This is a genomic window from Flavobacterium subsaxonicum WB 4.1-42 = DSM 21790, assembly GCF_000422725.1.
Taxonomy (GTDB): Bacteria; Bacteroidota; Bacteroidia; order Flavobacteriales; family Flavobacteriaceae; genus Flavobacterium; species Flavobacterium subsaxonicum.
This window is the reverse complement of sequence record NZ_AUGP01000007.1, coordinates 16,067-38,669: the sequence shown is the minus strand read 5'-3', so window position 1 is coordinate 38,669 and position 22,603 is coordinate 16,067. Positions and strand designations below refer to the sequence as shown.

General features: G+C 41.5%; 15 protein-coding genes. 10 read left to right on the top strand and 5 right to left on the bottom strand.

Annotated elements, in window-relative coordinates; genetic code table 11:
- The first annotated feature begins 4 nt into the window (after positions 1–4).
- The 7 genes from G509_RS0102115 to flxY all read left to right on the top strand — a co-directional run bounded on the left by G509_RS0102115 (position 5) and on the right by flxY (position 10,358).
- Entirely contained in the window at positions 5–376 is a 372-nt protein-coding gene (locus G509_RS0102115) for an ApeI family dehydratase (RefSeq protein ID WP_026990016.1), read from the top strand.
- A gap of 46 nt (positions 377–422) precedes the next feature.
- Entirely contained in the window at positions 423–905 is a 483-nt protein-coding gene (locus tag G509_RS0102110) for a hypothetical protein (protein ID WP_026990015.1), read from the top strand.
- Positions 906–1,003: 98 nt separating this feature from the next.
- A complete protein-coding gene (locus G509_RS0102105; protein WP_035738381.1) occupies positions 1,004–2,194 on the top strand; it encodes a DUF2062 domain-containing protein in 1,191 nt (396 codons plus the stop codon).
- Positions 2,187–5,861 carry an MMPL family transporter gene (locus G509_RS0102100; RefSeq protein WP_026990013.1) on the top strand — a complete coding sequence of 1,225 codons (3,675 nt, stop codon included), beginning with the start codon at positions 2,187–2,189 and terminating at the stop codon, positions 5,859–5,861. The genes G509_RS0102105 and G509_RS0102100 overlap by 8 nt, the downstream gene beginning before the upstream one ends.
- A gap of 5 nt (positions 5,862–5,866) precedes the next feature.
- Positions 5,867–7,390 (top strand): phytoene desaturase family protein, encoded by a 1,524-nt coding sequence (locus tag G509_RS0102095; RefSeq protein WP_026990012.1) that lies wholly within the window; start codon positions 5,867–5,869, stop codon positions 7,388–7,390.
- 5 nt (positions 7,391–7,395) lie between these two features.
- Positions 7,396–9,063 carry an acyl-CoA--6-aminopenicillanic acid acyl-transferase gene (locus G509_RS0102090; RefSeq protein ID WP_035738379.1) on the top strand — a complete coding sequence of 556 codons (1,668 nt, stop codon included), beginning with the start codon at positions 7,396–7,398 and terminating at the stop codon, positions 9,061–9,063.
- A 2-nt stretch (positions 9,064–9,065) separates the two neighbouring features.
- Positions 9,066–10,358 (top strand): flexirubin biosynthesis putative acyl-CoA ligase FlxY, encoded by a 1,293-nt coding sequence (flxY, locus tag G509_RS0102085; RefSeq protein WP_035738377.1) that lies wholly within the window; start codon positions 9,066–9,068, stop codon positions 10,356–10,358.
- A gap of 69 nt (positions 10,359–10,427) precedes the next feature.
- Here the strand turns inward: flxY and G509_RS0102080 are convergent, their stop codons facing one another.
- From G509_RS0102080 to G509_RS0102070, 3 genes are all read right to left on the bottom strand, one after another.
- On the bottom strand, positions 10,428–11,477 hold the full coding sequence (locus G509_RS0102080) for an Omp28-related outer membrane protein (RefSeq protein WP_026990009.1): 1,050 nt from the start codon (positions 11,475–11,477) through the stop codon (positions 10,428–10,430).
- A 60-nt stretch (positions 11,478–11,537) separates the two neighbouring features.
- The gene (locus G509_RS0102075; RefSeq protein ID WP_026990008.1) at positions 11,538–12,281 is read right to left on the bottom strand and encodes a T9SS type A sorting domain-containing protein; all 744 of its coding nucleotides are present in this window, start codon (positions 12,279–12,281) and stop codon (positions 11,538–11,540) included.
- Between the two features lie 130 nt (positions 12,282–12,411).
- Positions 12,412–13,926: a T9SS type A sorting domain-containing protein gene (locus G509_RS0102070; RefSeq protein WP_026990007.1), complete on the bottom strand. Its 1,515-nt coding sequence runs from the start codon at positions 13,924–13,926 to the stop codon at positions 12,412–12,414.
- A 289-nt stretch (positions 13,927–14,215) separates the two neighbouring features.
- Between G509_RS0102070 and G509_RS0102060 the strand changes: the two genes are divergently transcribed.
- The 3 genes from G509_RS0102060 (at position 14,216) to G509_RS0102050 (ending at position 17,060) form a co-directional block, all read left to right on the top strand.
- Positions 14,216–14,692, top strand: a complete 477-nt coding sequence (locus tag G509_RS0102060; protein ID WP_026990006.1) for a TlpA family protein disulfide reductase — start codon at positions 14,216–14,218, stop codon at positions 14,690–14,692.
- A gap of 5 nt (positions 14,693–14,697) precedes the next feature.
- Complete coding sequence (locus G509_RS0102055; protein WP_026990005.1) at positions 14,698–16,413, top strand: DUF6029 family protein; 1,716 nt, start codon at positions 14,698–14,700, stop codon at positions 16,411–16,413.
- 146 nt (positions 16,414–16,559) lie between these two features.
- Entirely contained in the window at positions 16,560–17,060 is a 501-nt protein-coding gene (locus G509_RS0102050; RefSeq protein WP_026990004.1) for a hypothetical protein, read from the top strand.
- Positions 17,061–17,100: 40 nt separating this feature from the next.
- Here G509_RS0102050 and G509_RS0102045 read toward each other — a convergent pair whose 3' ends face one another.
- Both G509_RS0102045 and G509_RS22700 read right to left on the bottom strand, forming a co-directional pair.
- Entirely contained in the window at positions 17,101–17,301 is a 201-nt protein-coding gene (locus G509_RS0102045; RefSeq protein WP_026990003.1) for a YqaE/Pmp3 family membrane protein, read from the bottom strand.
- Positions 17,302–17,449: 148 nt separating this feature from the next.
- The gene (locus G509_RS22700) at positions 17,450–22,387 is read right to left on the bottom strand and encodes a beta strand repeat-containing protein (protein ID WP_051199899.1); all 4,938 of its coding nucleotides are present in this window, start codon (positions 22,385–22,387) and stop codon (positions 17,450–17,452) included.
- Between the last annotated feature and the right edge of the window lie 216 nt (positions 22,388–22,603).

Here is a 22,603-nt window from a genome sequence, read left to right as displayed (position 1 = left end):
ACGCATGCTCTTAAAAGATTTCTATACAATAAATTCGCTTACCAATATAGATGGGGTAAAATATGTTGCCACCATTACCATTAATAAAGACCACGAGGTTTTTAAGGGGCATTTTCCGGGCAACCCGGTTACTCCGGGTGTTTGCATGATGCAAATTATAAAAGAGCTTACGCAACAGGTGGTAGATGCCCCGCTGTTTATGAAAAGTGCCAGCAACATAAAGTTTATGGCACTTATAAACCCGGAAGTTAATGCCAACCTTAAACTGGAGCTGGAAATTGCCCAGACCGAAGACAATACGGTTAAGATAAAAAACACCACCTTTTTTGATGATACCGTAGCGTTAAAATTAACTTGTATTTACAGCAAAAATTAGATTTTTAAGTTCGGGTTAACTAACTTTAAATCAAACTATAAAGAGTATGAAGGTAGTGCTGCTTTTTCTTTCGGCCCTGTTGCTTACCGGCGCCGACCTTGCTACGGTAAGGCAAAAATATGTTAGTGCGGCAAATGTTCCGGCGGATGCCGAAGCACTTTACAAAATGTTGGAAAATGTGCCCGACGATAGTGCCGATAACACTATGGTTGCCTACAAAGCCGGTGCGCTAACCTTACGAGCCAAGCACGAGAAAGGGCTGCTTAACAAAAAGAAACTTTTTACCCAGGGCGCTAAATTACTTGAAGCTGTTATAAAAAGAGATGCCGATAACTACGAGGTTCGAGTTATAAGGCTTACAATACAGGAAAATGCACCTAAAATAACTGGCTACCACAAACAGATAGATGAAGATAAAAAGTTTCTTATAAAAAACTTTTCGGCTCAAAAAGCCGACTTAAAAGAATTTACTAAAGGCTTTGTAAAAGCATCGCCATCATTTACTAAAGAAGAAAAAGCGGCGTTTTAAGCACGCATTGTTGTTGCAATTTTAGGCAAAACTTGTTGCTTGCTTAAAAATTTAAAAAAAGTATCTTTGCACACTATTTTTAAAACTACAATTTTGTAATGAGCACAGCTCCCACAGCTCCACAACATTATATTACTGTAAGCGGGTTAAATTACTGTGTAATAATACCTACTTATAATAACAATAAAACTCTTAAGAGGGTTATTGACGGTGTGTTGCACTTTACAAGCAACATAATTGTAGTTAACGATGGCTCTACCGATGCTACTCCTCAAATAGTAGCATCATATATAAACATACAACAAATTACATTACCCAAAAATAAAGGCAAAGGCGTTGCGTTGCGTACCGGTTTTATTGCGGCACGCGAGGCTGGGTTTGAGTATGCCATTACTATAGATTCAGACGGGCAGCACTTTCCGGATGATATACCCATGTTTTTATCGGAAATTGAGCAAAACGGCGACGCGCTGCTTATTGGCAGCCGTAACATGATGCAGTTGGGCGTGCCTAAAAAAAGTAGCTTTGGCAACAAGTTCTCCAATTTTTGGTTCTGGTTCGAAACCGGCATTAAGCTGGAAGACACCCAGTCGGGCTACAGGCTATATCCGCTACATAAAATAGCCAAAAAATACGCCACCAACAAATTTGAGTTTGAAATAGAAGTTATTGTTAAAGCCGCGTGGAAAGGCGTGCCTGTAAAAAACGTACCGGTAAAAGTATTGTACGATCCGGATGAAAGGGTATCGCACTTTAGGCCCTTTACCGATTTTTCGAGGATAAGCGTGCTTAACACCATGCTGGTTGTAATCAGCCTGCTGTACATTAAGCCGAGGGATTTTATACGGAGCTTCAAAAAAAAAAGCCTTAAGCAGTTTATTCGCGAAAATGTATTAGAAAGCGCCGACTCTCCTTCTAAAAAATCATTTTCTATAGCCTTGGGTGTGTTTATAGGCATTGCGCCGGTGTGGGGCCTGCAAACGATAAGTGTGCTGTTTTTGGCCTACGTGCTGCGGCTTAACAAGCTTATAGCGTATGCATTTTCTAACGTTAGTATTCCGCCTTTTATTCCGTTTATAATTTACGCATCATTGCAAATTGGGCTGTTTATTTTGCCGGGTAAAGACGTTGATGAAAATTTATCGGGCATGGATGCTATAAAACAAAATATTGTGCAATATCTTACGGGTAGTATTATATTAGCTACTGCAATGGCAGCATTGTTTGGGTTTACGGCCTATTTTACGCTGCTGTTTTTAGGTAAAAACAAAATACACAAAAATGCATAAGTTTTTTATAGCCATACATTTTTTTGTAACCAGAAACCGCGTTTTGGCAGCTGCCATGGCTTTGGGGTTTTTGGTAATATTTGGATACTTTGCTTCTAAAATTTCTTTTGAGGAAGACATTACCCGCCTTATCCCTAAAAACGAAAAATCAGATGAAGCCGCCAAAGTATTGGGGCAGCTTAATTTTGCCGATAAGATAACAGTAATAATCAACGCTAAAAAAGGTGTAGCGCCAGAAGAGCTTGCTGTTATTGCCAATGCCTTTACCGATAGTGTACAGGCAACTTGTAAAGACTATATAAAAGGTATCCAGGGCCGGGTAGACGACGAACGGATACAAGAGGTATTTGGCTTTGTATACAATAACCTGCCGCTTTTTTTAGATGATAGCGATTACAAACAGATAGAGCAAAAACTTTCTGCCGATAGCATTGCATCGGTAGTAAACAGTAATTACAGGAACATCATATCGCCATCGGGGTTGGTAACTAAAGATTTTGTGTTGCAGGACCCGTTTGGTATTTCATTCATAGGCCTTAAAAAGTTACAGCAGTTTGGTATGGAAGATGAGTTCCATCTTCAGGATGGCTACGTTATAACCAAAGACAACCAAAAGCTGCTGCTGTTTATCAACCCGAAACTTCCGGGTAACGAAACCGAGAAAAACACCCTGTTTGTAGATAAACTGGACGCAATTAGAGACCACCTTAATGCTAGATACAAAGACAAAGCAACCATAGAATATTTTGGCGCCACCAACATTGCTGTTGCCAACGCCAGGCAAATTAAAAGCGATATACAAACTACCACCATTGTAGCCCTATCGCTGCTAATGCTGATTTTAATGCTGTATTACCGCAAGTTCTTTATTCCGCTGATTATACTAATACCTACCATTTTTGGGGTGGTGTTTGCTATAGCGTTGCTTTACTTTTTGCGGGGCACTATATCGGCCATATCATTAAGTATCGGGTCAATTTTGTTGGGAGTTACCATAGATTATGCCCTGCACATATTAACGCACTACAAGCACAACAGCGATATACGCGTGCTATACCGCGATATTGTAAAGCCGCTTATAATGAGCAGTACCACAACAGCTGTTGCCTTTTTATGCCTGCTGTTTGTAAACTCGGGCGCATTGCAGGACCTGGGTATATTTGCGGCGACAAGCGTTATGGTAAGTTCGCTGTTCTCGCTGCTTATTATTCCGCACCTGTATAAACCTAAAACCGGCGAAGCTACCCAGGTGCATCACACTACGGTGCTGGACAGGCTTGCAGGGTTCTCATTCCACAACAATAAAGTGCTTATAGCAGCCAGCGTACTTATAATTGTAGCCAGTTTTTTTACGTTTAATAAGGTGGTTTATGATAAAGATATCTCGCAGCTTAACTACGTGCCTGATGATATTAAACTGGCCGAAAAACACCTGGAAAGTGCAACCAACCTTACCTCGAAATCATTATATGTGGTGGCTTACGGTACTTCGCCCGATGAGGTGCTGCAAAAAAACAGCGACCTTTTTAATCAGTTAAGCAAAGATAAAACAGATAATAAACTGCTTGTCTATAACTCTATTGGGGGTATTGTGTTGTCTAAGCAACAGCAGCTTCAAAAAATAGAAAGGTGGAACAACTTCTGGACTCCCGCTAAAAAAGCCCAGGTAAAGGCCACCCTGATTGCCGAAGGTGTCAAACTTGGCTTTAAGCCAAATGCTTACGAACGCTTTTACAACGTGCTCGATAAAAAACAGCAGTCTGTAACCCTGCAGGATTATCTCAATATAAAAGCCCTTCCCATAAACGAGTTTGTAGCCCAAAAAGATGGTTTTTATACCGTGGCAACATTGGTAAAGGTATCTAAGGCACAGCGCGATGCCGAGGCTGCAACACTATCGGCTAAGCCAAAAATTATGGTTATCGACCGCCAGCAAATGAACGAAACATTCTTAGGCGGATTAAAAGACGATTTTAACGCGCTTATCAACTATTCTTTTGTGGCATTGCTGCTTATACTGTTTTTCTTTTTCAGGCGTATAGAGCTGGTACTTATAAGCAGCATCCCGATAATAATAACGGGTATTGTTACCACGGGTATTATGGCGGTGTTTGATATCAGGCTGAATATATTCAGCACCATTGTATGTACACTGGTATTTGGCCACGGAGTCGACTTTAGTATTTTTATGACGAGCGCCCTCCAAAAAGAATACAGCACCGGCAAGAACGAAATGGCCACGTACAGAACGTCTATACTACTTGCAGTGCTAACCACCATATTAGGCATAGGTGCCTTAGTGTTTGCAGGGCATCCGGCCTTAAAATCCATTTCATCGGTATCGTTAATAGGGGTGTTTGCAGCGCTTATCATCACATTTATATTTTACCCAATACTGTTCAGGTTTTTCTTAACCCACAGGGTAAACAATGGCAAAGCACCGTTTGAGCTGCGCACGTTGGTGCATTCAACCATTTCGTTTATTTACTACGGCCTTGGCGGATTTTTACTCTCTATAACAAGTTTTGTACTGGTTGCGATATTTCCGGCAAAGCGCGATTTTAAAATGAAGGTATTCAGGTATATACTATCTAAATTCATGAAGTCGGTACTGTACATCAATCCGTTTATAAAAAAAACCGTACTCAACCCGCATAACGAAACGTTTGATAAACCCGCGGTTATCATCGCCAACCATACCTCGTTCTTAGATATACTTGCCGTTGGCATGCTAAGCCCTAAAATTATTTACCTGGTGAGTGATTGGGTCTATAACTCACCCATATTTGGCATTGGCGTTAAGCTGGCCGGTTTTTATCCGGTATCGCAGGGGGTAGAGGGCGGTGTAGAGCATCTGCGCGATAAAGTAGCACAGGGTTATTCTTTGGTGGTATTCCCGGAGGGTACCCGCTCTAAGAACAACCATATTCAGCGTTTTCATAAGGGGGCGTTTTACCTGGCCGAGCAGTTTGGTCTGGATATTGTGCCCATACTTATTCACGGCAATGCCGAGGTGCTGCCTAAAGGCGATTTTATAATTAACGATGGCAGTATTACGCTAAAGATTTTAGAAAGGATCAGGCCTGATGATACTGATTTTGGCAGTAATTATTCTGAGCGCACAAAAAAAATAGGCACGTACTTTAAGGCACAGTTTGCACAAATGCGTATCGAGCAGGAGGGCGTTGAATACTTCAAAAACAAGATAGTGCGCAGTTTTGCCTACAAGGAGTACGAAATTATTAAAGAGATAAAAGCGCATCTAAAGGATAGCCTGAGGCTTTATCATGAGCTTAATAATTACATTGGGACTAAAAGCAGTATATTACAACTGGCTGACGATCATGGCGAGACGGCTACGCTATTGGCATTGCAACATTCGCAACGCAGGGTGTCCAGTTATATACCTACCGAAGAAAAGCGCGATGTTGCCTGTACCAATTATATTAATAAAGGTAATCATATTACATATTTAGACAGCCCTGAAGCCGCGTTGGCTATTGCGTATGATGTGGTAGTGATTGACATGCATATCGAAAATTTAAATGAAGAGGTGCTGCAAAAGGCACATGAGCTTATTTTGGTTAAGCAATATGGTATAAACACCTATAAAGGCTTTGAAACCAAATTTGAAGGCGATACTTTTGTAGTGCTTAGGAAGGGATAAGGAAAGTGAAAAAAAAGTATGATATTGTAATTGTTGGAAGCGGTCTTGGCGGGCTGGTGTCTTCTATTATTTTGGCTAAAGAGGGCTACAGCGTTTGTGTGCTCGAAAAAAACAACCAGTTTGGGGGTAACCTGCAAACTTTTGTTAGAGACAAAACCATTTTTGATACCGGCATACACTACATAGGCGGGCTTGATAAGGGGCAAAACCTGTACAATTACTTTAAGTACATAGGCATAATGGACGATCTTAATCTTAAAAAGATGGATGAAGATGCCTACGATGTTATATCTTTCGATGATGATGAGCAGCAGTACCCACATGCACAAGGATACGATAATTTTATTAAGCAGCTTGTAAAGTATTTTCCGGATGAAGAGGAGAACCTCAAAAAGTACTGCCAAAAACTGATTGAAACCTGCGATTCTTTTCCGCTGTACAACCTTAGAAATAGCATGGACGGATATGATACCAGCATATTTTCTGAAAATGCCAAGCAATATTTTGACAATCTTACCCAAAACGAAAAGCTTAGGGCGGTATTGGCCGGGTCTAACTTTTTATATGCCGGTGTAGAAGATAAATCGCCATTTTACCTGCATGCGCTATCGGTAAACTCGTATATGCAAAGCTCATGGCGTTGTATTAATGGCGGTAGCAACATAACCAAGCAGCTTATTAAACAGCTTAAAAAATACGGTGGCGAAACCTACAAATACAAAGAAGTTACCAAATTTGAAACCGAGGACAACCGACTTGTTTCGGCTAAAATAAAAACAGGAGAAGAGGTTTTTGCCGATATTTTTATATCGAACATAGAGCCTAAAACCACCCTTAAAATGGTGGGCGAAAATAAATTTAGGAAAGCATTTTATAAAAGGGTGCAGGGACTTGAAGTTACCGGGTCGGCATTTAGCCTGTACCTGGTGTTTAAACCCAAAACATTTAAATATCTAAACCACAATTACTATCATTTTAAAGATAGTACCCGCGTTTGGAAGGCTATGGAGTGCACTAAAGAGTCGTGGCCGGAAGGTTATATGGCGTCTATGAACGTTAAAAACGGCCAGGGCGAGTGGGCCGAAAGCATGACCCTGATTACCTTTATGGATTTTAACGAGGTTAAAGAGTGGGAAAACACCTTTAACACCACTGCTGAAGAAGCCGACCGTGGCGCTGCTTATGATACCTTTAAAAAAGAAAAGACTGAGAAGTTTTTGATAGAGGTAGAGAAAAAATTTCCCGGCATACGCGATTGCATCCAGTCGGTTCATACCTCTACGCCACTGTCGTACCGCGATTTTATTGGTGGCCAAAACGGCAACCTATACGGTTATGTAAAAGATAGCAATAACCCAATGACTACGTACCTGGCGCCAAAAACCAAATTAGATAATTTGTACCTTACCGGCCAAAGCATTAACATGCACGGCGTTCTTGGAGTTACCATTGGTGCTGTGGTTACCTGCTCTGAGATTTTAGGTAAAGACTACCTTATCAATAAAATAAATAAAGAGCTTAATTTATAAGTAAAATGAAGAAGGTATTGTACATACTGCCGGCACTCTGCATGTTATTGCAGCTGGTGTCTTGCGGTACTTACAATTCACTTCATCATCAACCGGTAACGCAGGGTTATAACGCAACCGTTCCGGTACTACAGCATCAGCCTGGTGGTGGGGCTACTTACGGCAATAACTTTTTACTGCAAAATAAACAGGGCCTTTGGGAAATGTATGTAGAGGGAGATCCGCTACAGCGTGGCCTTATTACCGGGGCACTTTCTCAAGACCTTATTGTGAGGCAGGAACAGCTTTTTCTGGAAAAAGTTAAGGAGATAGTACCCTCTAAATTCAAATTAAGCCTGCTCAGGCAATTTTTAAAATGGTATAACAGGAAAGTATACCTGCATGTGCCGGAAGAATACCAAACCGAGATCTATGGCCTTTCACAATACGTTTCACATGAATATGATGATGTTGCGCCGCCTTATTTAAGGGTATTGTACCTGCATGCCGCCCACGATATTGGGCATGCGTTAAAAGACCTATCTTTAGTGGGGTGTACTTCTTTTGCCGCCTGGGATGAAAATACCGAAGACGGCTCGTTACTTCTGGCGCGCAACCTCGACTTTTATGCCGGCGACGAATTTGCGCAAAACAAAATAGTATCGTTTGTAAAGCCTGATGAGGGGTACCCGTTTATGTCGGTTACCTGGGGTGGTATGATAGGCACGCTATCAGGCATGAATGCTGAAGGGCTTACCATAACATTAAATTCAGGCAAATCGGATGTGCCAATGGTGGCTAAAACGCCTATATCTATACTGGCACGCGATATTTTGCAGCATGCATCAAACATAGAACAGGCCATTGCGATAGCCAAAAAGCATGAGGTTTTTGTGTCAGAAAGTATGATGGTGGGCAGTGCACACGATCATAAGGCGGTTTTGATAGAAGTATCTCCGGAGAAATTCGGGGTCTATGATGTACCTAATACATCGCAACTAATATGCTCCAATCACTTTCAGAGCGATGCTTATAAAGGCGATAAAAATAACGATGAGGCTATTGTTAACAGCCATTCCGAATATCGCTACGAACGTATGACCCAGCTTTTGGAGCAGCACGGAAAGGTAAACCCGGTTAAGGCCGCGGCCATTATGCGCAATACCGATGGGCTTAATAACCTGCCTTTAGGCTATGGTAATGAGAAGGCTATAAACCAGTTGCTGGCGCACCATTCGGTTATTTTTAAGCCGGAACACCGGCAGGTGTGGGTCTCGTCTAACCCTTACCAATTGGGCGCTTATGTGGCGTACGACCTTGATGAGGTTTTTGGCAGCGAGCATAATAATAACACAACCTCTTTAGCTATTGATTCGCTTTTAATACCCGAAGATAATTTTGTACATTCCGATGCTTTTAAAAACTATGAGCAGTATAGGGTGCAAGACCGTGTTTTGGATAAAGCTATTAAGGATGGGGCGGTATTACCGGCTAATTTTATTGCCGGGTATCAATCATTAAACCCCGATTTTTGGGTGGTGTATTACAAAGCAGGGCTGTATAATTACAACCGTGGCTATTACACCGCTGCCCGTGCTGAGTTTGAAAAAGCGCTGACAAAAGAAATTACTACCCTGCCGGATAAGCAAAAAACACAGGAATATCTGGATAAAATAAATAAGAAACTCAATTAGCAATGACCATACCTTCTATAGAAACGGTTCCACAGCCCGAAATTAAAGCCTTCCAGGAGCAAAAGCTTAAAGAGGCTTTGCAATATGTGGCTACTAATTCGCCTTACTATAAAGCGCTTTTTGCCAAAGAGGGTATAGATATTAGTGCAATTCAAACTATAGAAGATTTGCAGCAGCTGCCTGTTACTACCAAAGAGCAATTGCAGGAGTTTAACGATGATTTTTTGTGTGTGCCTAAACAGGCCATTGTAGATTATACCACAACATCGGGCACATCGGGTAAGCCGGTAACTTTCGGGCTAACCGATAAAGACCTTGACCGCCTGGCTTACAACGAGGCTATTTCTTTTGCCTGCTCGGGTATTAAGGAGGGCGATGTAGTGCAATTAATGACAACCATAGACCGACGTTTTATGGCGGGCCTGGCTTATTTTTTAGGCATTCGGAAATTAAAAGCGGGCATTATAAGGGTAGGAGCCGGCGTGCCTGAATTACAGTGGGATTCTATCTTAAAATACAACCCGACTTACCTAATTACAGTTCCGTCATTCCTGTTAAAGCTTATAGAGTATGCCGAAATACACGGAATAGACTATAACAACAGCAGCATTAAAGGTGCAATTTGCATTGGTGAACCACTGCGTAACCAGGATTTTTCGGCTAACAGGCTATCAAATAAAATTACCGATAAGTGGGATATCAAGCTCTTCTCTACCTATGCTTCTACCGAAATGAGCACTGCTTTTGCCGAATGTGAACGTTTTAAGGGGGGGCACCACCACCCGGAACTTATTATTGCCGAAGTGTTGGACGATGATAATAACCCTGTGGCTATCGGGCATAGCGGAGAGCTGGCCGTTACAACGTTAGGGATAGAAGGCATGCCTTTGGTGCGTTTTAAAACGGGCGATATTGTTCAGCTGCATAACGAACCTTGTGCCTGCGGACGCACAACTACGCGAATAGGCCCTGTAATTGGCCGTAAGCAGCAGATGATAAAATATAAGGGCACTACGCTATACCCGCCTGCTATGGTAGATTTGCTGCAATCGTTTACCGATATACAAAGCCATATTATAGAGATATCTACCAACGAACTTGGAACCGATGAGATACTTATAAAAGTAGCTGCTGCAAACCCAACTGAGGAGTTATTGACAGAAATTAAAGACCATTTTAGGGCTAAACTAAGGGTAACGCCTAAAATTGTTTTTGTAAGCCTGCAGGAGCTTAATAGTGTTATGTTTAACCCTATGAGCCGTAAACCAATAAGCTTTATAGATAACAGGGCATAAGCATCCCATGATCGTCTAAACAAGAAAAGGCTGCCAACTGGCAGCCTTTTGTATGTGTAAAAAGTAATATTACTGTATTTCAAATTCCTGCACATCGCCGGCAGCAGCTTTACGCACGTTAAGTGCTTTGCCATCTGCATCTACAACAAAGGCAACAAACTCAAGTTTTGAATAATTAATGACATTTTCAGGAACACTAACGTTAAACGATTTTGTAAACGTATTGTTTATAACAGTTTCAGTGCCGCTTATAGCCTCACCTAATAATGGCGTAAGCACTGCACGAAGCACATGGTTATGTTCGTAATCTTCTATAACATCTACACCTCCATAATAGGTTGTATAGTTATGCTGCTCGTAAATTAAACCATTTTCCAATACATACACTACCAGTTTTAAACCTGTAAAATCTTTACTAAAGTTTACATTTACACTTAGGTTTATAGTACCACCACTAACAACCGGTGTTAAGGCAAGACCCAGTTTAGGGTTTTCGCCCTGAGTTAAGGCAACAGCTTTATCAACATTGTTTGGTTCAGGAAATTTCCATTGTGTCATGCGGTTAAGCATACCTTTTGGATAGCCTGGAATGTCTATAATGTTTTCCAGTTCGGATGTGTCGTAGTTATAGGGGTCATAATTAATACTCGAAACATTAGAGCTTGGGCGGTGTATAGCAACAGGAACAAAATTTTCTGTTTGCAGGTGCAGTTGCTCTATAGCGTAAGCTACCCTTGGGCAATAGCCGCACCAGGTACCGGTATAATCTTCTACCAATACACGCTTAACAAAGTTAATTTCAGAGCCATCTCCAAAAGTTACTGTAAGCGATTCGCTTTTTACGCCTGAGTAATCAGCATTAACCGCAAAAGTACCCATTGTTTCTGATGTAAATGTGTTACCATCTATAGCTACACCATCAACATAAAAAATAGTCTCTTGAGTAACATCGGTTCCTTTATCGTCTTTAACGGTAAAGGTAATGGCATTACCAATAATCTGGTTAGATTTATCGGCAGTTAGTGTAACGTTGCCCACAGAATCTAAAATCGTATAATCGCTGGAGCAGCCTGTAAAAGCCATTGCGGCCAGGAAAAGCAGTATAAAGTACTTTTTCATTTAGTATAATTTATTTACCGTAACTTAAAACTTAAATTACTGAAAAATAGTGTGTTGTTGTTAGTTTTTAACTAACTTAATTGTTGATGATTTACCGCTTGTAGTAGTAAATTTGGCTACATAAACACCTGTAGAAAGAAAAGATGCCTCTATAGACTGAGAGCCTTCTTTAACACTAACTGTTTTAAGTACCTGGCCATTAAGGTTAAATAACTCCATGGTTGCAGCAGTAGTAGCAGTAATATCAATTTGGTTTTTAACCACAGTGTTTGATAAGTTAATACCTATGTTCTGTAAACCTTTAACATCGCCAACACCTGCAGTTGGAGAATAGATATAGTTAAAGGTAAGCAGGTCTGAAATAGGAGTTCCGTCTTCATTCATCTTAACAAAAGTTAAACGGTATTTAACTTCTGCCGTAGTATTTACACCTGCGTTTCCGTTTGCAAAGTGGTCGCCCGCCTGAGATGTTTCGTTAGCTTCGATCGTGTAGTTAAAACCTGGGTAAAATTCGCCAACCTCTATAGTGGCAAGGCATACACCAAAGCACATTTGCACGTTAGATCCGTCTGCATTTTCAATCTGGTCAATTCTAACCTGTACGTTAATTGGGGCAGCGGTATTATTAGTAACCGTAAAAGGAATTTTTCCTAATGATTCAGCTTGTGTGCTCCAAAGTGTAGTATACGTAAAGGTGTCTCCATTGTTTATTGTGCCTCCATTACCTTGTGTGTTAACTGTAATTTCCTGCGCCTGAGCAAAAGAACCAATAGCTAAAGCAAGTAATAAAATAATTTTTTTCATGATGATAATAAATAATAATTTAAATAGTAGTGTTAATTGTGTATTCTTATTTAAGTAAAAAGGCTATCGGATGCAGTTTAGTGCTTCCGATAGCTTTTAGGTAATCTTTTATTTGTTAAAAGCTAACTAATTAGTTAACAACAATTTTTTCTGTTGTTTGCGTAGTTGCACCTTTAATCTGAGCAATGTAAACACCTTTTTGTAAAGCAGAAACATTTATGCTTCCACCATCGTTAATGCCAGTTGCAGTGTAAACCACTTTACCTGTAACATCTATAATAGATACATCTACAGTTTCTTGAGTAGAAAAGTTTAATACACCAGTTGTAGGGTTAGGGTACATAGCAAATTTAGTAGCCTCTACTGCCGGAGTACTTAGTATACCTGTAGTTTTAAATGCAGATGCAACAGTTAGGGTAGAACCAAAGTTTCCTGGAGCATATTCGAAAACAGAACCGCCAGAAGAAGTAATTTTTATACCTGTAAAGTCTTGAGTTCCTGCAGACCATCCGTCTCCGTAAGAATCTTTAAATACTACGCTGTAGCAATCAATATCTCCGGTAAGGGCATATCCGTAACCTTTAATAGTGTTAGCATCATCGCCACCTGCATTACCAGAAGGTGTACCTTGGTAAGGACCGCCAAATGCTACAACAGTACCATCGCTATCTTTAATTTGCCAAGACATTTCTCCAGGGTAGCTATCAGTATAGCATTCTACTAATATATTGTTGTTACTTTCGTTAGCAAGAATAACATCAAACTCGCCTGTTGTAAGTTCTTCGTTAAAAGCATCTTCGCCATTAATGTCTAAAAGCTCTACAGTATAAGTAGACGCAGCATGAAGTGTAACGCCTTCAAAAGTAACAGTAGCAGCAGTAGCAAACTGAGCAAGGTTACCGGTATAGTTTTTAGTTGCAACAACAGTACCGTTTTCTTTAACAACAACAGTAGCGGTAGCTATAGGGTTGTTGCCATAGTTTTTAAGTTTGGTTGTAATGTCTGCTACCTGGCCTTCGTCACAAATTCTTAAAACTGTTGTTGGAACTTCAATTTTACCGTGGTTAGCAACACCTACAAGAGGCGAGCATGCGCTAATTTGAGTTCTTAGTTGTACAGCAGTTTTCTGGTCAGCTTTTGTAGTAGTTTTAGTCTCGGCACAAATAGTGTACATTGTAGGGAAATAATCTACATCATACTTGTTTGCAGCACCAAGGTTTATTGCAGTATTATCTTCAATAATTGGGTAAGGGCTTCCAATAGTCCAGTTACCCTGGCTCATTGCTATTGGGCCTTGTTCGCCATAAATATTTTCTAAAGTTGTGTTAAGTATATCACCTTCAACAAATATTACCATAGCTTCGTCAGATCCGTTAGGGCCGTAAGCCTCGTAAAAATCTGCCATAGCATGTGTTTGGTGGTAGTTCCAGCATGGGCCACACCATGTAGCCGAAAAATCTATAACAACACTTTTACCCTGATCCAGGTAATCGGCGTATAGAGAATGTGAAACTCCGTTAATATCTACAGCTGTAAAATCAGGTGCGTTAGAGCCATTAGCTAAAGATAATCCATCGGCATCTGTTTGCGCACTTGCTGTAAGACAGGCAAAAGCAACCATTGCAGTAAGTAAAATTTTTTTCATTCTAATCTAAAATTAATGTTAGTTATGTTTTTTTCTGATAGAAATATGGCCGAAAATTATGTAAAAAAATTGTTATCTAAAATATTTTCAATAAAAATGTTTTAAAAAATTGTTATTATTAGCATATTGTGCGAAAATGTATCTTAAAACTACGTTTTTGGGGCTAAAATTGTGATTATTATAATTCTACGAATTCTATAGGGTTATAATTTTCCATAAAAAAGGGCATTCTATTTTAAAATTTTTTTAATATTGCCACGCGGGAATATTTAATTAAAATCTTAAAAGAATGAAAAAGCTACTAATGCTGTTTTTATTAATTACGGCTGCTGCACATGCTCAAAAAGAGATGCCAAGTGTAAGCATTAACTCAGAAAACAATAAAAGCTATAATGTAAAGAACGATTTTAGCGAAAAAGATAAGCTGTATGTGTTTTCTTTTTGGGCTACATGGTGCGTGCCATGCATTAACGAGCTTGATGCCATAAATCAAAAATATGCCGAGTGGAGCAAAGAGCTTAATTTAGAGGTGGTTGCCATATCTATAGACGATAGCCGTACTTCTAAGCGTGTTAAGCCATTGTTAAACGGAAAAAAATGGCCTTATACTATTTTGTTAGATACCAACCAGGATTTAAAAAGGGCATTAGCCATTGCTAATGTGCCGTATACTGTAGTAGTTAAAAATAAAAAAATTGTATACATACACAACGGGTACAGCCAGGGTGCCGAAGAAGAATTGTACGCTAAACTGAAGACGCTTTAATATAAATGAAGAAACTATTATTATTGCTGCTTCCGTTTTCTATAGGATCTGCCTTTGCACAGGAAAACGATACCATACAGGAAAATAAAAAAGATTACGGCCGCGTTTATGGCGGTTTTGAGTCGAATTCGCAATGGTACCTTAACGATAAGGGTACCGGTGTAAACCAGGATGATGAGCCAATTAATGGCAAACCTATTCGCTCTAACAACTACCTGTTGGTAAACTACCAGTTGGGTGGATTTTCGGCAGGGGTGCAGGTAGAGGCTTACGAGCCTAATGCACTACTAAATTACAACCCGGGTTTTAAGGGTACCGACCTTGGTACGTATTATGCAAGCTACAAAACAGGCAAGCTGGAGCTTACTGCCGGTTATTTTTACGAGCAGTTTGGCAGCGGTATGCTGTTGCGTGCCTGGGAAGACAGGGCACTGGGTATAAACACCGCATTAAGGGGCGGACGTGTAATTTATCGGCCAACCAACAATGTGCGCTTAACGGGCTTGTATGGTCGTCAGCGTAGTGGTTTTGGCGTTTCTAACGGCGATATTTATGGTTTTGACTCTGATTTTAACCTGAGCAGCCTTTTTAAATGGGAGTCGTCTGACCTTTCTTTTGGTGCCAGCTACGTGGGCCGCTACGAAGAGGTTAATTTAGAAAACCCAACATTTGATAACCTTACCGGAGCCTATTCGGGCAGGTTAAACTTTATTCACGATGCGTTTTATGCTTCGGCAGAATATAGCTATAAAGACAAAGATGGTGTGCTTAATGCACAAAATAAACTGAGCAATAACTTTGTAAAGCCGGGTAACGCCTTGTTGGTTAACCTTGGCTACTCTAAAGAAGGCCTTGGTATTGATGCTACTTTAAGGAGGACTGAGAATTTTAAATTCCTGTCTGAAAGGGAACCTACCACAGTAGATGCTACATCGTCTACCCTTAATTACAACGATAAGGTTTTAAACTTTACGCCGGCACTTACTAAGCAGCACCATTCTAATCTTGCCAATATTTATGTTTACCAGGCGCAAACCAAAGTAGATTTTATTGGTACGACTATTATGAAGGCTGGCGAGACCGGTGGACAAATTGATATTTTTTACAACTTTGCCAAAGAAACTGCCATTGGTGGTAAATACGGTACTAACGTTGCCATTAACGCATCGAGCTGGTATAACCTGGCCGGCGATTACAGGCTTGCCCCGGCAGAGTATGATACCAAATTTTTTGGCGTAGGCGAAAAATATTATTCTGATTACAACATCGAGGTTAAAAAGCAACTGTCGGAAACATGGCATACTGCCTTTTACTACATTAACCAGTTTTACAATAAAGAATGGCAGGAAGGCGGCGACAAGGTTAAAACTAACATTGTTAATGCCGAGGCTATTTACAACTTTAGCCCAACCCGCTCTATAAGGCTGGAAGGCGAGCACATGTGGGCCGATGCCGATAAAAAAAACTGGGCAGGCGCTACTTTAGAGCTTAACATAGACGATAAATACTCGCTTTACGTTTGGGATATTTACAACTATGGTAACGATGATACCAGCAAACAAACGCATTACTACAATGTTGGTGGTGCATACCGTATTGGTGCCACACGTATTGCTGCCAACTATGGCCGTCAGCGTGGTGGCCTTGTATGTGTGGGCGGTGTATGCCGATTTGTGCCAGAGAGTACCGGTTTTACATTAAACATTAGTACTGCATTCTAAGAGCATCTAAATCTTACTTTTTATAAAGAGCAGCCTCCTTAAATTTATTTTAAGGAGGCTGCTTTATTTGGCACGAAAAATTATTCCGTCAAGGCAATACCCACTACTTTTAGCGTTATAACTATAAACCAACTATAAAATTTTATATGAAACTACTGTACTTACTTTGCTTATACTGCACCGTTAGCATTGCGCAAACCACACCCCAACAACTTGCCGAACGTTTTTTTAAGGCTACCGCCGATAATAACCTGGGCGCTTTTAAGCAACTTTACCCTGATGTTACAGCACTTACCGTTTTTATAAAAAGCGTTGCCAAGAAAAACGAATATACCGATGCCATGATAGAAGAAACATCGTATACCGGCACCAACAATGCGGCTAATAGTTTCGAGACGCTACAGTACCAGATAAGTAGCCTGGGCTTAAACATGAAAAACGCCAAAATAACCAACGTACTTACGCTAAACGAAGATGTACAGCTAAACGAGGGCCAGGAAGGCGACCCAATAATGGTTAAAGCTACCAAGGTAACCATACAGTTTACAACGGCGGGCAAAAACTATTCTTTAGTTATTCCGCATACATTGCAAATTAGTGGCAGGTGGTATATTAGCGAAGAGCAAATGGAGATAAGCAGCTTATAACGTTGCATCCTTAAATTATTGACCTGTAGTTATTACAAGTTTATGCCCTTCTCATGGCCCTAACTACAGTGCGGGTTCGCCTGTCGGCATACATGCGATTAAGCGATGTTACTGCCCATATAAACGCCGGTATCCAGCCAATAAGTGTTAATTGTAAGATAAGGCAAACAATGCCAGAAATAAGTTTGCCCTGCAAAAACAGCGAGAGCCACGGAAAGAAAAATGCAATTACATACCTCATTTTGATTTGATTTTTTTGATTGATGATGATTGTGGCAAATCTATATAAAATTGCATTTCAATACAATACAGTCTAAAAAATAAAAGCAATATAAATAAGAAGGGCTGCCCGATTGGGCAGCCCTTGCTTGTAGTAGTGTAAGTTAAAATTAATTTCTGACAACCTTAACCGTTTGGCTTGCGCCGCCCTCTAAAGTTATCTGAACAAGGTAAATACCTTGTTGCACATTCTGTAAGTTTACAATATTGCCCTTACCTGTAGTAACCTCTTGGCCTATGGCGTTGTACACTGCAAAAGCAGTAACCTGCTGAGTGGTTTCGATGTTTAATAAACCATTGGTTGGGTTAGGGTAAACCCTCACTTTAGCTAAAGTAACAGTATCTACACTGTTGGTAGGTATGTTTATTACCACTTCAAAAGTTGCAGTAACACCATTAGCCGATGTTGCTGTAACAATGATAGTTCCATTAGCAATGGCAGTTATAACGCCGTTTTCATTTATTGTAGCAAATTCTGAGCCTGATGTTATGCTCCATGCCACCGAAGTATCTGTAGCATTTGTGGGGGTAACGGTAGCTACTAATTGTAGTGTTCCACCAATAGTAACTATCGTTGCCGGTGCATTATTTAATGTAGTAATAGTAAGTGCAGTAACCTCTACAACCTGGTTGGTAATAACCACGTCAAACGTATCGGTAACCGTTCCGTTTGCTGTAGTAGCCGTAACGGTAATAGTGCCGTTTCCAATGGCTGTAACCAATCCGTTTGTATCTATGGTTGCAAGGTCTGTGCCTGAAGTTATACTCCATATAACAGCTATATCTGTAGTATTAGCCGGTGTAATTGTAGCCACCAATTGCAGTGTGCCTGCGTTAGTTGTAATTGCAGCGGCAACGTTATTAAATGTTGTAATTTCTATAGCTGTAGCCAATACGGTTTGGTTGGTAATAACCACCTCAAAAGTATCTGTAACCGTTCCGTTGGCAGTGGTAGCAGTAACCGTAATAGTACCGTTAGCAATAGCTGTAACCAGTCCGTTAGCATCTATGGTTGCAAGGCCTGTACCTGAAGTTATACTCCAAACAACAGCCGTATCAGTAGCATTTGCCGGAGTAATTGTAGCCACCAATTGCAGTGTGCCTGCGTTAGTTGTAATAGACGCAGAAACATTATTAAGTGTAGTAATCTCAATAGCTGTGGCTACAATATTTTGATTGGTAATAACCACATCAAACGTATCAGTTGCACCGCTAATTGTTGTAGCAGTAACCGTAACGGTACCGTTAGCAATGGCGGTAACCAATCCGGTAGCGCTTATAGTTGCTAATGAAGACTCTATAGAAACTGTCCACGTAACTGCCTCGGCAACCGGGGTAACTGTAGCTATAAGCTGAAGTGTACCGCCGTTGGTGGTAATAGTAGCCGGAGCATTATTTTGGGTTGTAATGGTTACAACCGGGGTAGCAACTGCTTCGGTTACTGTAAAGGTATAATCTTCAACCTCGCCTATAGAGTTGTAACCACACGGGCCTGAGCCTTCCCAGCCGTTAACAGCCTTAAGGCGAATCCTCGTATCACCTAAAACAGCACCCGCAGGAACGGTAACGGTAAAGTTTAGTCCGCTTGCTGCTTCTGCATCCGAAGAAAAATATACACCTTCGCTATCCTCAAAAATAAAGTTCTGGTTCCAGTCGATCCAACCTGAAAGGTAAGCCGTATCGGTAGAGAAGTTTAGGTTAAAAGTAACCGTCTGGCCTATGCCTGCCTGTACATTTTGTGCTGTAAAGTCGCCATAACCGGTTAAAGAATTATCGTTAGAACAACCTGAGTTTGCATTAGCGAGGTTTACTGTACCACCTGTAGTGGTTACACTGTTTATAGAAAGAAAACTGCAACCGTTAACAAAATACGACTCGCAATAGCCGCTTGCCTGGTTGGTAATTACGATGTCAAGCTGGCCTACCACGGTATTGTCTGAAGCAAGTGCGGCCTGTACAGTAACAGTGCCGTTGGCTACAGCAGTAACTTTTCCGTAAATATCTACAGTAGCTGTACCTGAATTACCCGGAACAATAGACCATACTAAAGTAGTGCCATACCAATCCTGGTTGTTGTATACCCCGTGTAACTCCAGCGTACCCTGGTTTGTAGTAATTGCGGCCGGTGCATTGTTGTTAGGAACCACAACAAGCTGGCTTACCGGTGTATCTGCAACCGGGCCTGTAGTTATTGCAAGAACCGACATACGTATCTCGTTGGCATACTCTGCGCCCTGGCTTCCGTCAAAACTAAAGCTAATACCACTAATGTTTTTACTTTGGTTTGCCTGGGTTATTGGCAGGGTAATTTCGTAAAGCCTTGGGTTAAATGCATCGCCTTCAAGGTTGTTGTTGGCCCTGTTTACACGGCCTGCACCTGTAATTGCGGCACTTGTACCGTTATACCAGTCGTTTACGTTTAGGGTGTTAACCTGCGTAGTGTTGTCTGTAAAATGTACCGTAGCGGTAAATGGCAGGGTTTGTACACCTCCACCCGCAGCACCCGCCAGAATGTACAGGTTTGCAGCGTTTACAGCGCTAAAGTTAAGGGTGCCACTGTTTGCAGCACCATTATTAACATACGATGGTGTTAAGAACAAGGCGTTAGCACCTGTGTAGTTTGCCAGTTGGAATGTTACTCCCGGTGTTACGGCACTTGTAATAAGACCGTTTGCCGGAAGGCCATACGTTGGTAGTGTTGATGACGATGTAGCCTGGAAATCTAAAGATACCAGTGCCCTTGAATTGGTCTCATCAAAACCAATGGTGGAAGATGCTGAAGCATTGCCTACACCATTAGCAATAATATCGTGGTTAAAACCGGCTGTAATAGTAACGGGTGCAATTACCGGTGTTGTTACCTGGCCGCTTACCGTAACGGTAAATGTAGCTGTAATAGCTGTATTAACTACAGATGTTGCCGTAACTACAACTGTACCGTTGCCAGTAGCAGTAACAAGTCCGTTAGCATCTATGGTCGCAAATTCAGATCCTGATGTAATGCTCCATATAACCGCCTGGCTGGCAGCAGCCGGGGCTACAGTTGCTACAAGTTGTAATGTGCCATTATTAGTGGTAATAGTAGCCGGAGCATTATTTTGGGTAGTAATTGTAACTGCTGTTATAGGTATTGGCTCCCAATACACATCATCCCAATACATTCCGGCCCATGTGGTGCCCGGGTTTCTAACCGCTAACCTTGCATTAGCCGGTACCGTTGCCGGAACTGCAATAGTCCTTTCGGCATCTGCACTGGTGTAGCTGCTGTTGCTAATAGTAAGGGCCTGTATAACTACAAATGTTGTAGCATCGTTAACATCGGTAATGTAACCAAAATCTAATGCGCCCGGGCCGCCGTTTGCTTTTACTTTAAACCTAAACTGGTGTGTACCGGCGTTAACATTGCTAAATTGTGGTAAAACTACAATTGAAATTTTACCCGTACCATAGCCGTTTTGGTAGATTTGGCTTGTGCCAGAAGCGGGCTGCGTGCTCGAAATGATCTGGCTGGCTCCGCCTAATAAAAGGCTGTTCCAACACGTTGGTACAACGCCCATATCGCAGCAGGCCAACGTATCAAAATTCTCATATAGACTGGTAAGTGCAGGGCAGTCGTTTGTCGGTTCAATGGTAACAACAACATTTAACTCTCCAAATTTTGTTGCATCAGCTACCGAAGTTGCACGAACAGTAACCGTACCGTTTGCTGTAGCTGTTACCAATCCGTTTGCATCTATAGTAGCAAATTCAGAACCTGATGTAATGCTCCATGTAACTGCCTGACTGGCCTCAGCCGGGGTTACTGTACCCACAAGCTGTAATGTGCCGCTGTTTGTTGTAATAGTAGCAGGCACGTTGTTTTGTGTTGTAACTGCAACTGCCGTAACGGGTGTTGCATCTTCAACTGTATATTTTCTGGCTACAATAGTACCGGTACTGTTATCGGCGTAAGCCAAAATAACATTGCCATCGGCATCGGTAGCAATGGCATTGTAGCTCGCCTGACCGGCAGATACATAACCTGTTCCAAGTTGTGTCCATGCATTGGTGCCGGCATTGTAAGCCATTACATAGTTTTTTAAAAAATCGGCATCTTCCCAGTTGCTTACCGCAACATAAGGTATACCCGATGCTGTTACTGCAATGCTAACGTGCTGTGTTTTACCTGCTGTAAAATTTTCAGACCCTAACTGTGTCCAGTTGGTACCGTCGTATTTTTTAACGTTAAGCTTATTGCCACCCGCCGAACCCGACACGTAAGCCAGGTATAAATTATTATTCTGGTCTATGGCTATAGCCGAATTGTAGTTTTCTGAACTTGCCGCAGCACCCACATTTGCGGTGCCTACTGCCGTCCATGCTTCGGTGGTTGTGGCGTTGTCGCCTGTTTTAGACACATGCACATAGCCGCCATTATTATAGCTGGCATAAACCACGCCATTATTACCGGCTACCATGCGAAGGTAGGTTGGTGTACCGCCTGCAAAACCTGTTGCGCCAAGCTGTTCCCATGCGCCGTTTACATAGCGTTTTGCCGTACCCGATGACTCGCCATTGGCAGCCACAAGTATGCCGTTGGAACTAACCGTACTGGCTTGATAGTTGATGCCCGCTGTTGTAACCGATGGTAATGCAGACCATGCCATGCCGTTAAAAGCACGCACTTCCATACCGCTGCCAGGCCATCCTAACTGGTTGGTGTAATATACGTTGCCATTGGCATCGGCACAAATAGAGTTGTAAGTAGCCGTGCCTGTGGTAATACCGGCGCTTCCGCCAAGGTAGCTCCACGCTCCGGCAGAGTATTGCTGCACCGATCCTTTTGCAACCGATGTATCGTAGTACGACATATATAATGTTCCATTAACTCCTTTTGCAAAGTTAATAAAGCTCGCCCCGCCGGCAGATATACCGGTTTGTGGCCCAAGGTAATCCCAGGTTTGGGCATTACCCAAAAAGGTAATTAGCAATAACGCAACTGTTGCGGTTGCCGTAAATGCTCTTCGCAGGCGTTGTAAGGTGCCTGCGGTAAAAGTAATTTGGTTCATAATTGTAATTTAGGTATGTAAAAAAAGAGAATTATAGTTTGCGCAAATCATTGCTTAATTTGGGTGCAAAGGTCTGTTCTAAACAAGCGGCACCATTAAGCCAAAAGGATTATGAATTATGGTAAAAGGATTATTTTTATTTGGACTGACTATAATTAGTATAAATAAGAAGGGCTGCCCAACTGGGCAGCCCTTCTTATTTGTGTAAGTTAAAAA

Bases quoted from the DNA above. Each gene is read 5' to 3' on its own strand.
- G509_RS0102115 (WP_026990016.1), top strand. From the start codon at position 5: ATGCTCTTAAAAGATTTCTATACAATAAATTCGCTTACCAATATAGAT.
- G509_RS0102110 (WP_026990015.1), top strand. From the start codon at position 423: ATGAAGGTAGTGCTGCTTTTTCTTTCGGCCCTGTTGCTTACCGGCGCC.
- G509_RS0102105 (WP_035738381.1), top strand. From the start codon at position 1,004: ATGAGCACAGCTCCCACAGCTCCACAACATTATATTACTGTAAGCGGG.
- G509_RS0102100 (WP_026990013.1), top strand. From the start codon at position 2,187: ATGCATAAGTTTTTTATAGCCATACATTTTTTTGTAACCAGAAACCGC.
- G509_RS0102090 (WP_035738379.1), top strand. From the start codon at position 7,396: ATGAAGAAGGTATTGTACATACTGCCGGCACTCTGCATGTTATTGCAG.
- flxY (WP_035738377.1), top strand. From the start codon at position 9,066: ATGACCATACCTTCTATAGAAACGGTTCCACAGCCCGAAATTAAAGCC.
- G509_RS0102080 (WP_026990009.1), bottom strand. From the start codon at position 11,477: ATGAAAAAGTACTTTATACTGCTTTTCCTGGCCGCAATGGCTTTTACA.
- G509_RS0102075 (WP_026990008.1), bottom strand. From the start codon at position 12,281: ATGAAAAAAATTATTTTATTACTTGCTTTAGCTATTGGTTCTTTTGCT.
- G509_RS0102070 (WP_026990007.1), bottom strand. From the start codon at position 13,926: ATGAAAAAAATTTTACTTACTGCAATGGTTGCTTTTGCCTGTCTTACA.
- G509_RS0102060 (WP_026990006.1), top strand. From the start codon at position 14,216: ATGAAAAAGCTACTAATGCTGTTTTTATTAATTACGGCTGCTGCACAT.
- G509_RS0102055 (WP_026990005.1), top strand. From the start codon at position 14,698: ATGAAGAAACTATTATTATTGCTGCTTCCGTTTTCTATAGGATCTGCC.
- G509_RS0102050 (WP_026990004.1), top strand. From the start codon at position 16,560: ATGAAACTACTGTACTTACTTTGCTTATACTGCACCGTTAGCATTGCG.
- G509_RS0102045 (WP_026990003.1), bottom strand. From the start codon at position 17,301: ATGAGGTATGTAATTGCATTTTTCTTTCCGTGGCTCTCGCTGTTTTTG.
- G509_RS22700 (WP_051199899.1), bottom strand. From the start codon at position 22,387: ATGAACCAAATTACTTTTACCGCAGGCACCTTACAACGCCTGCGAAGA.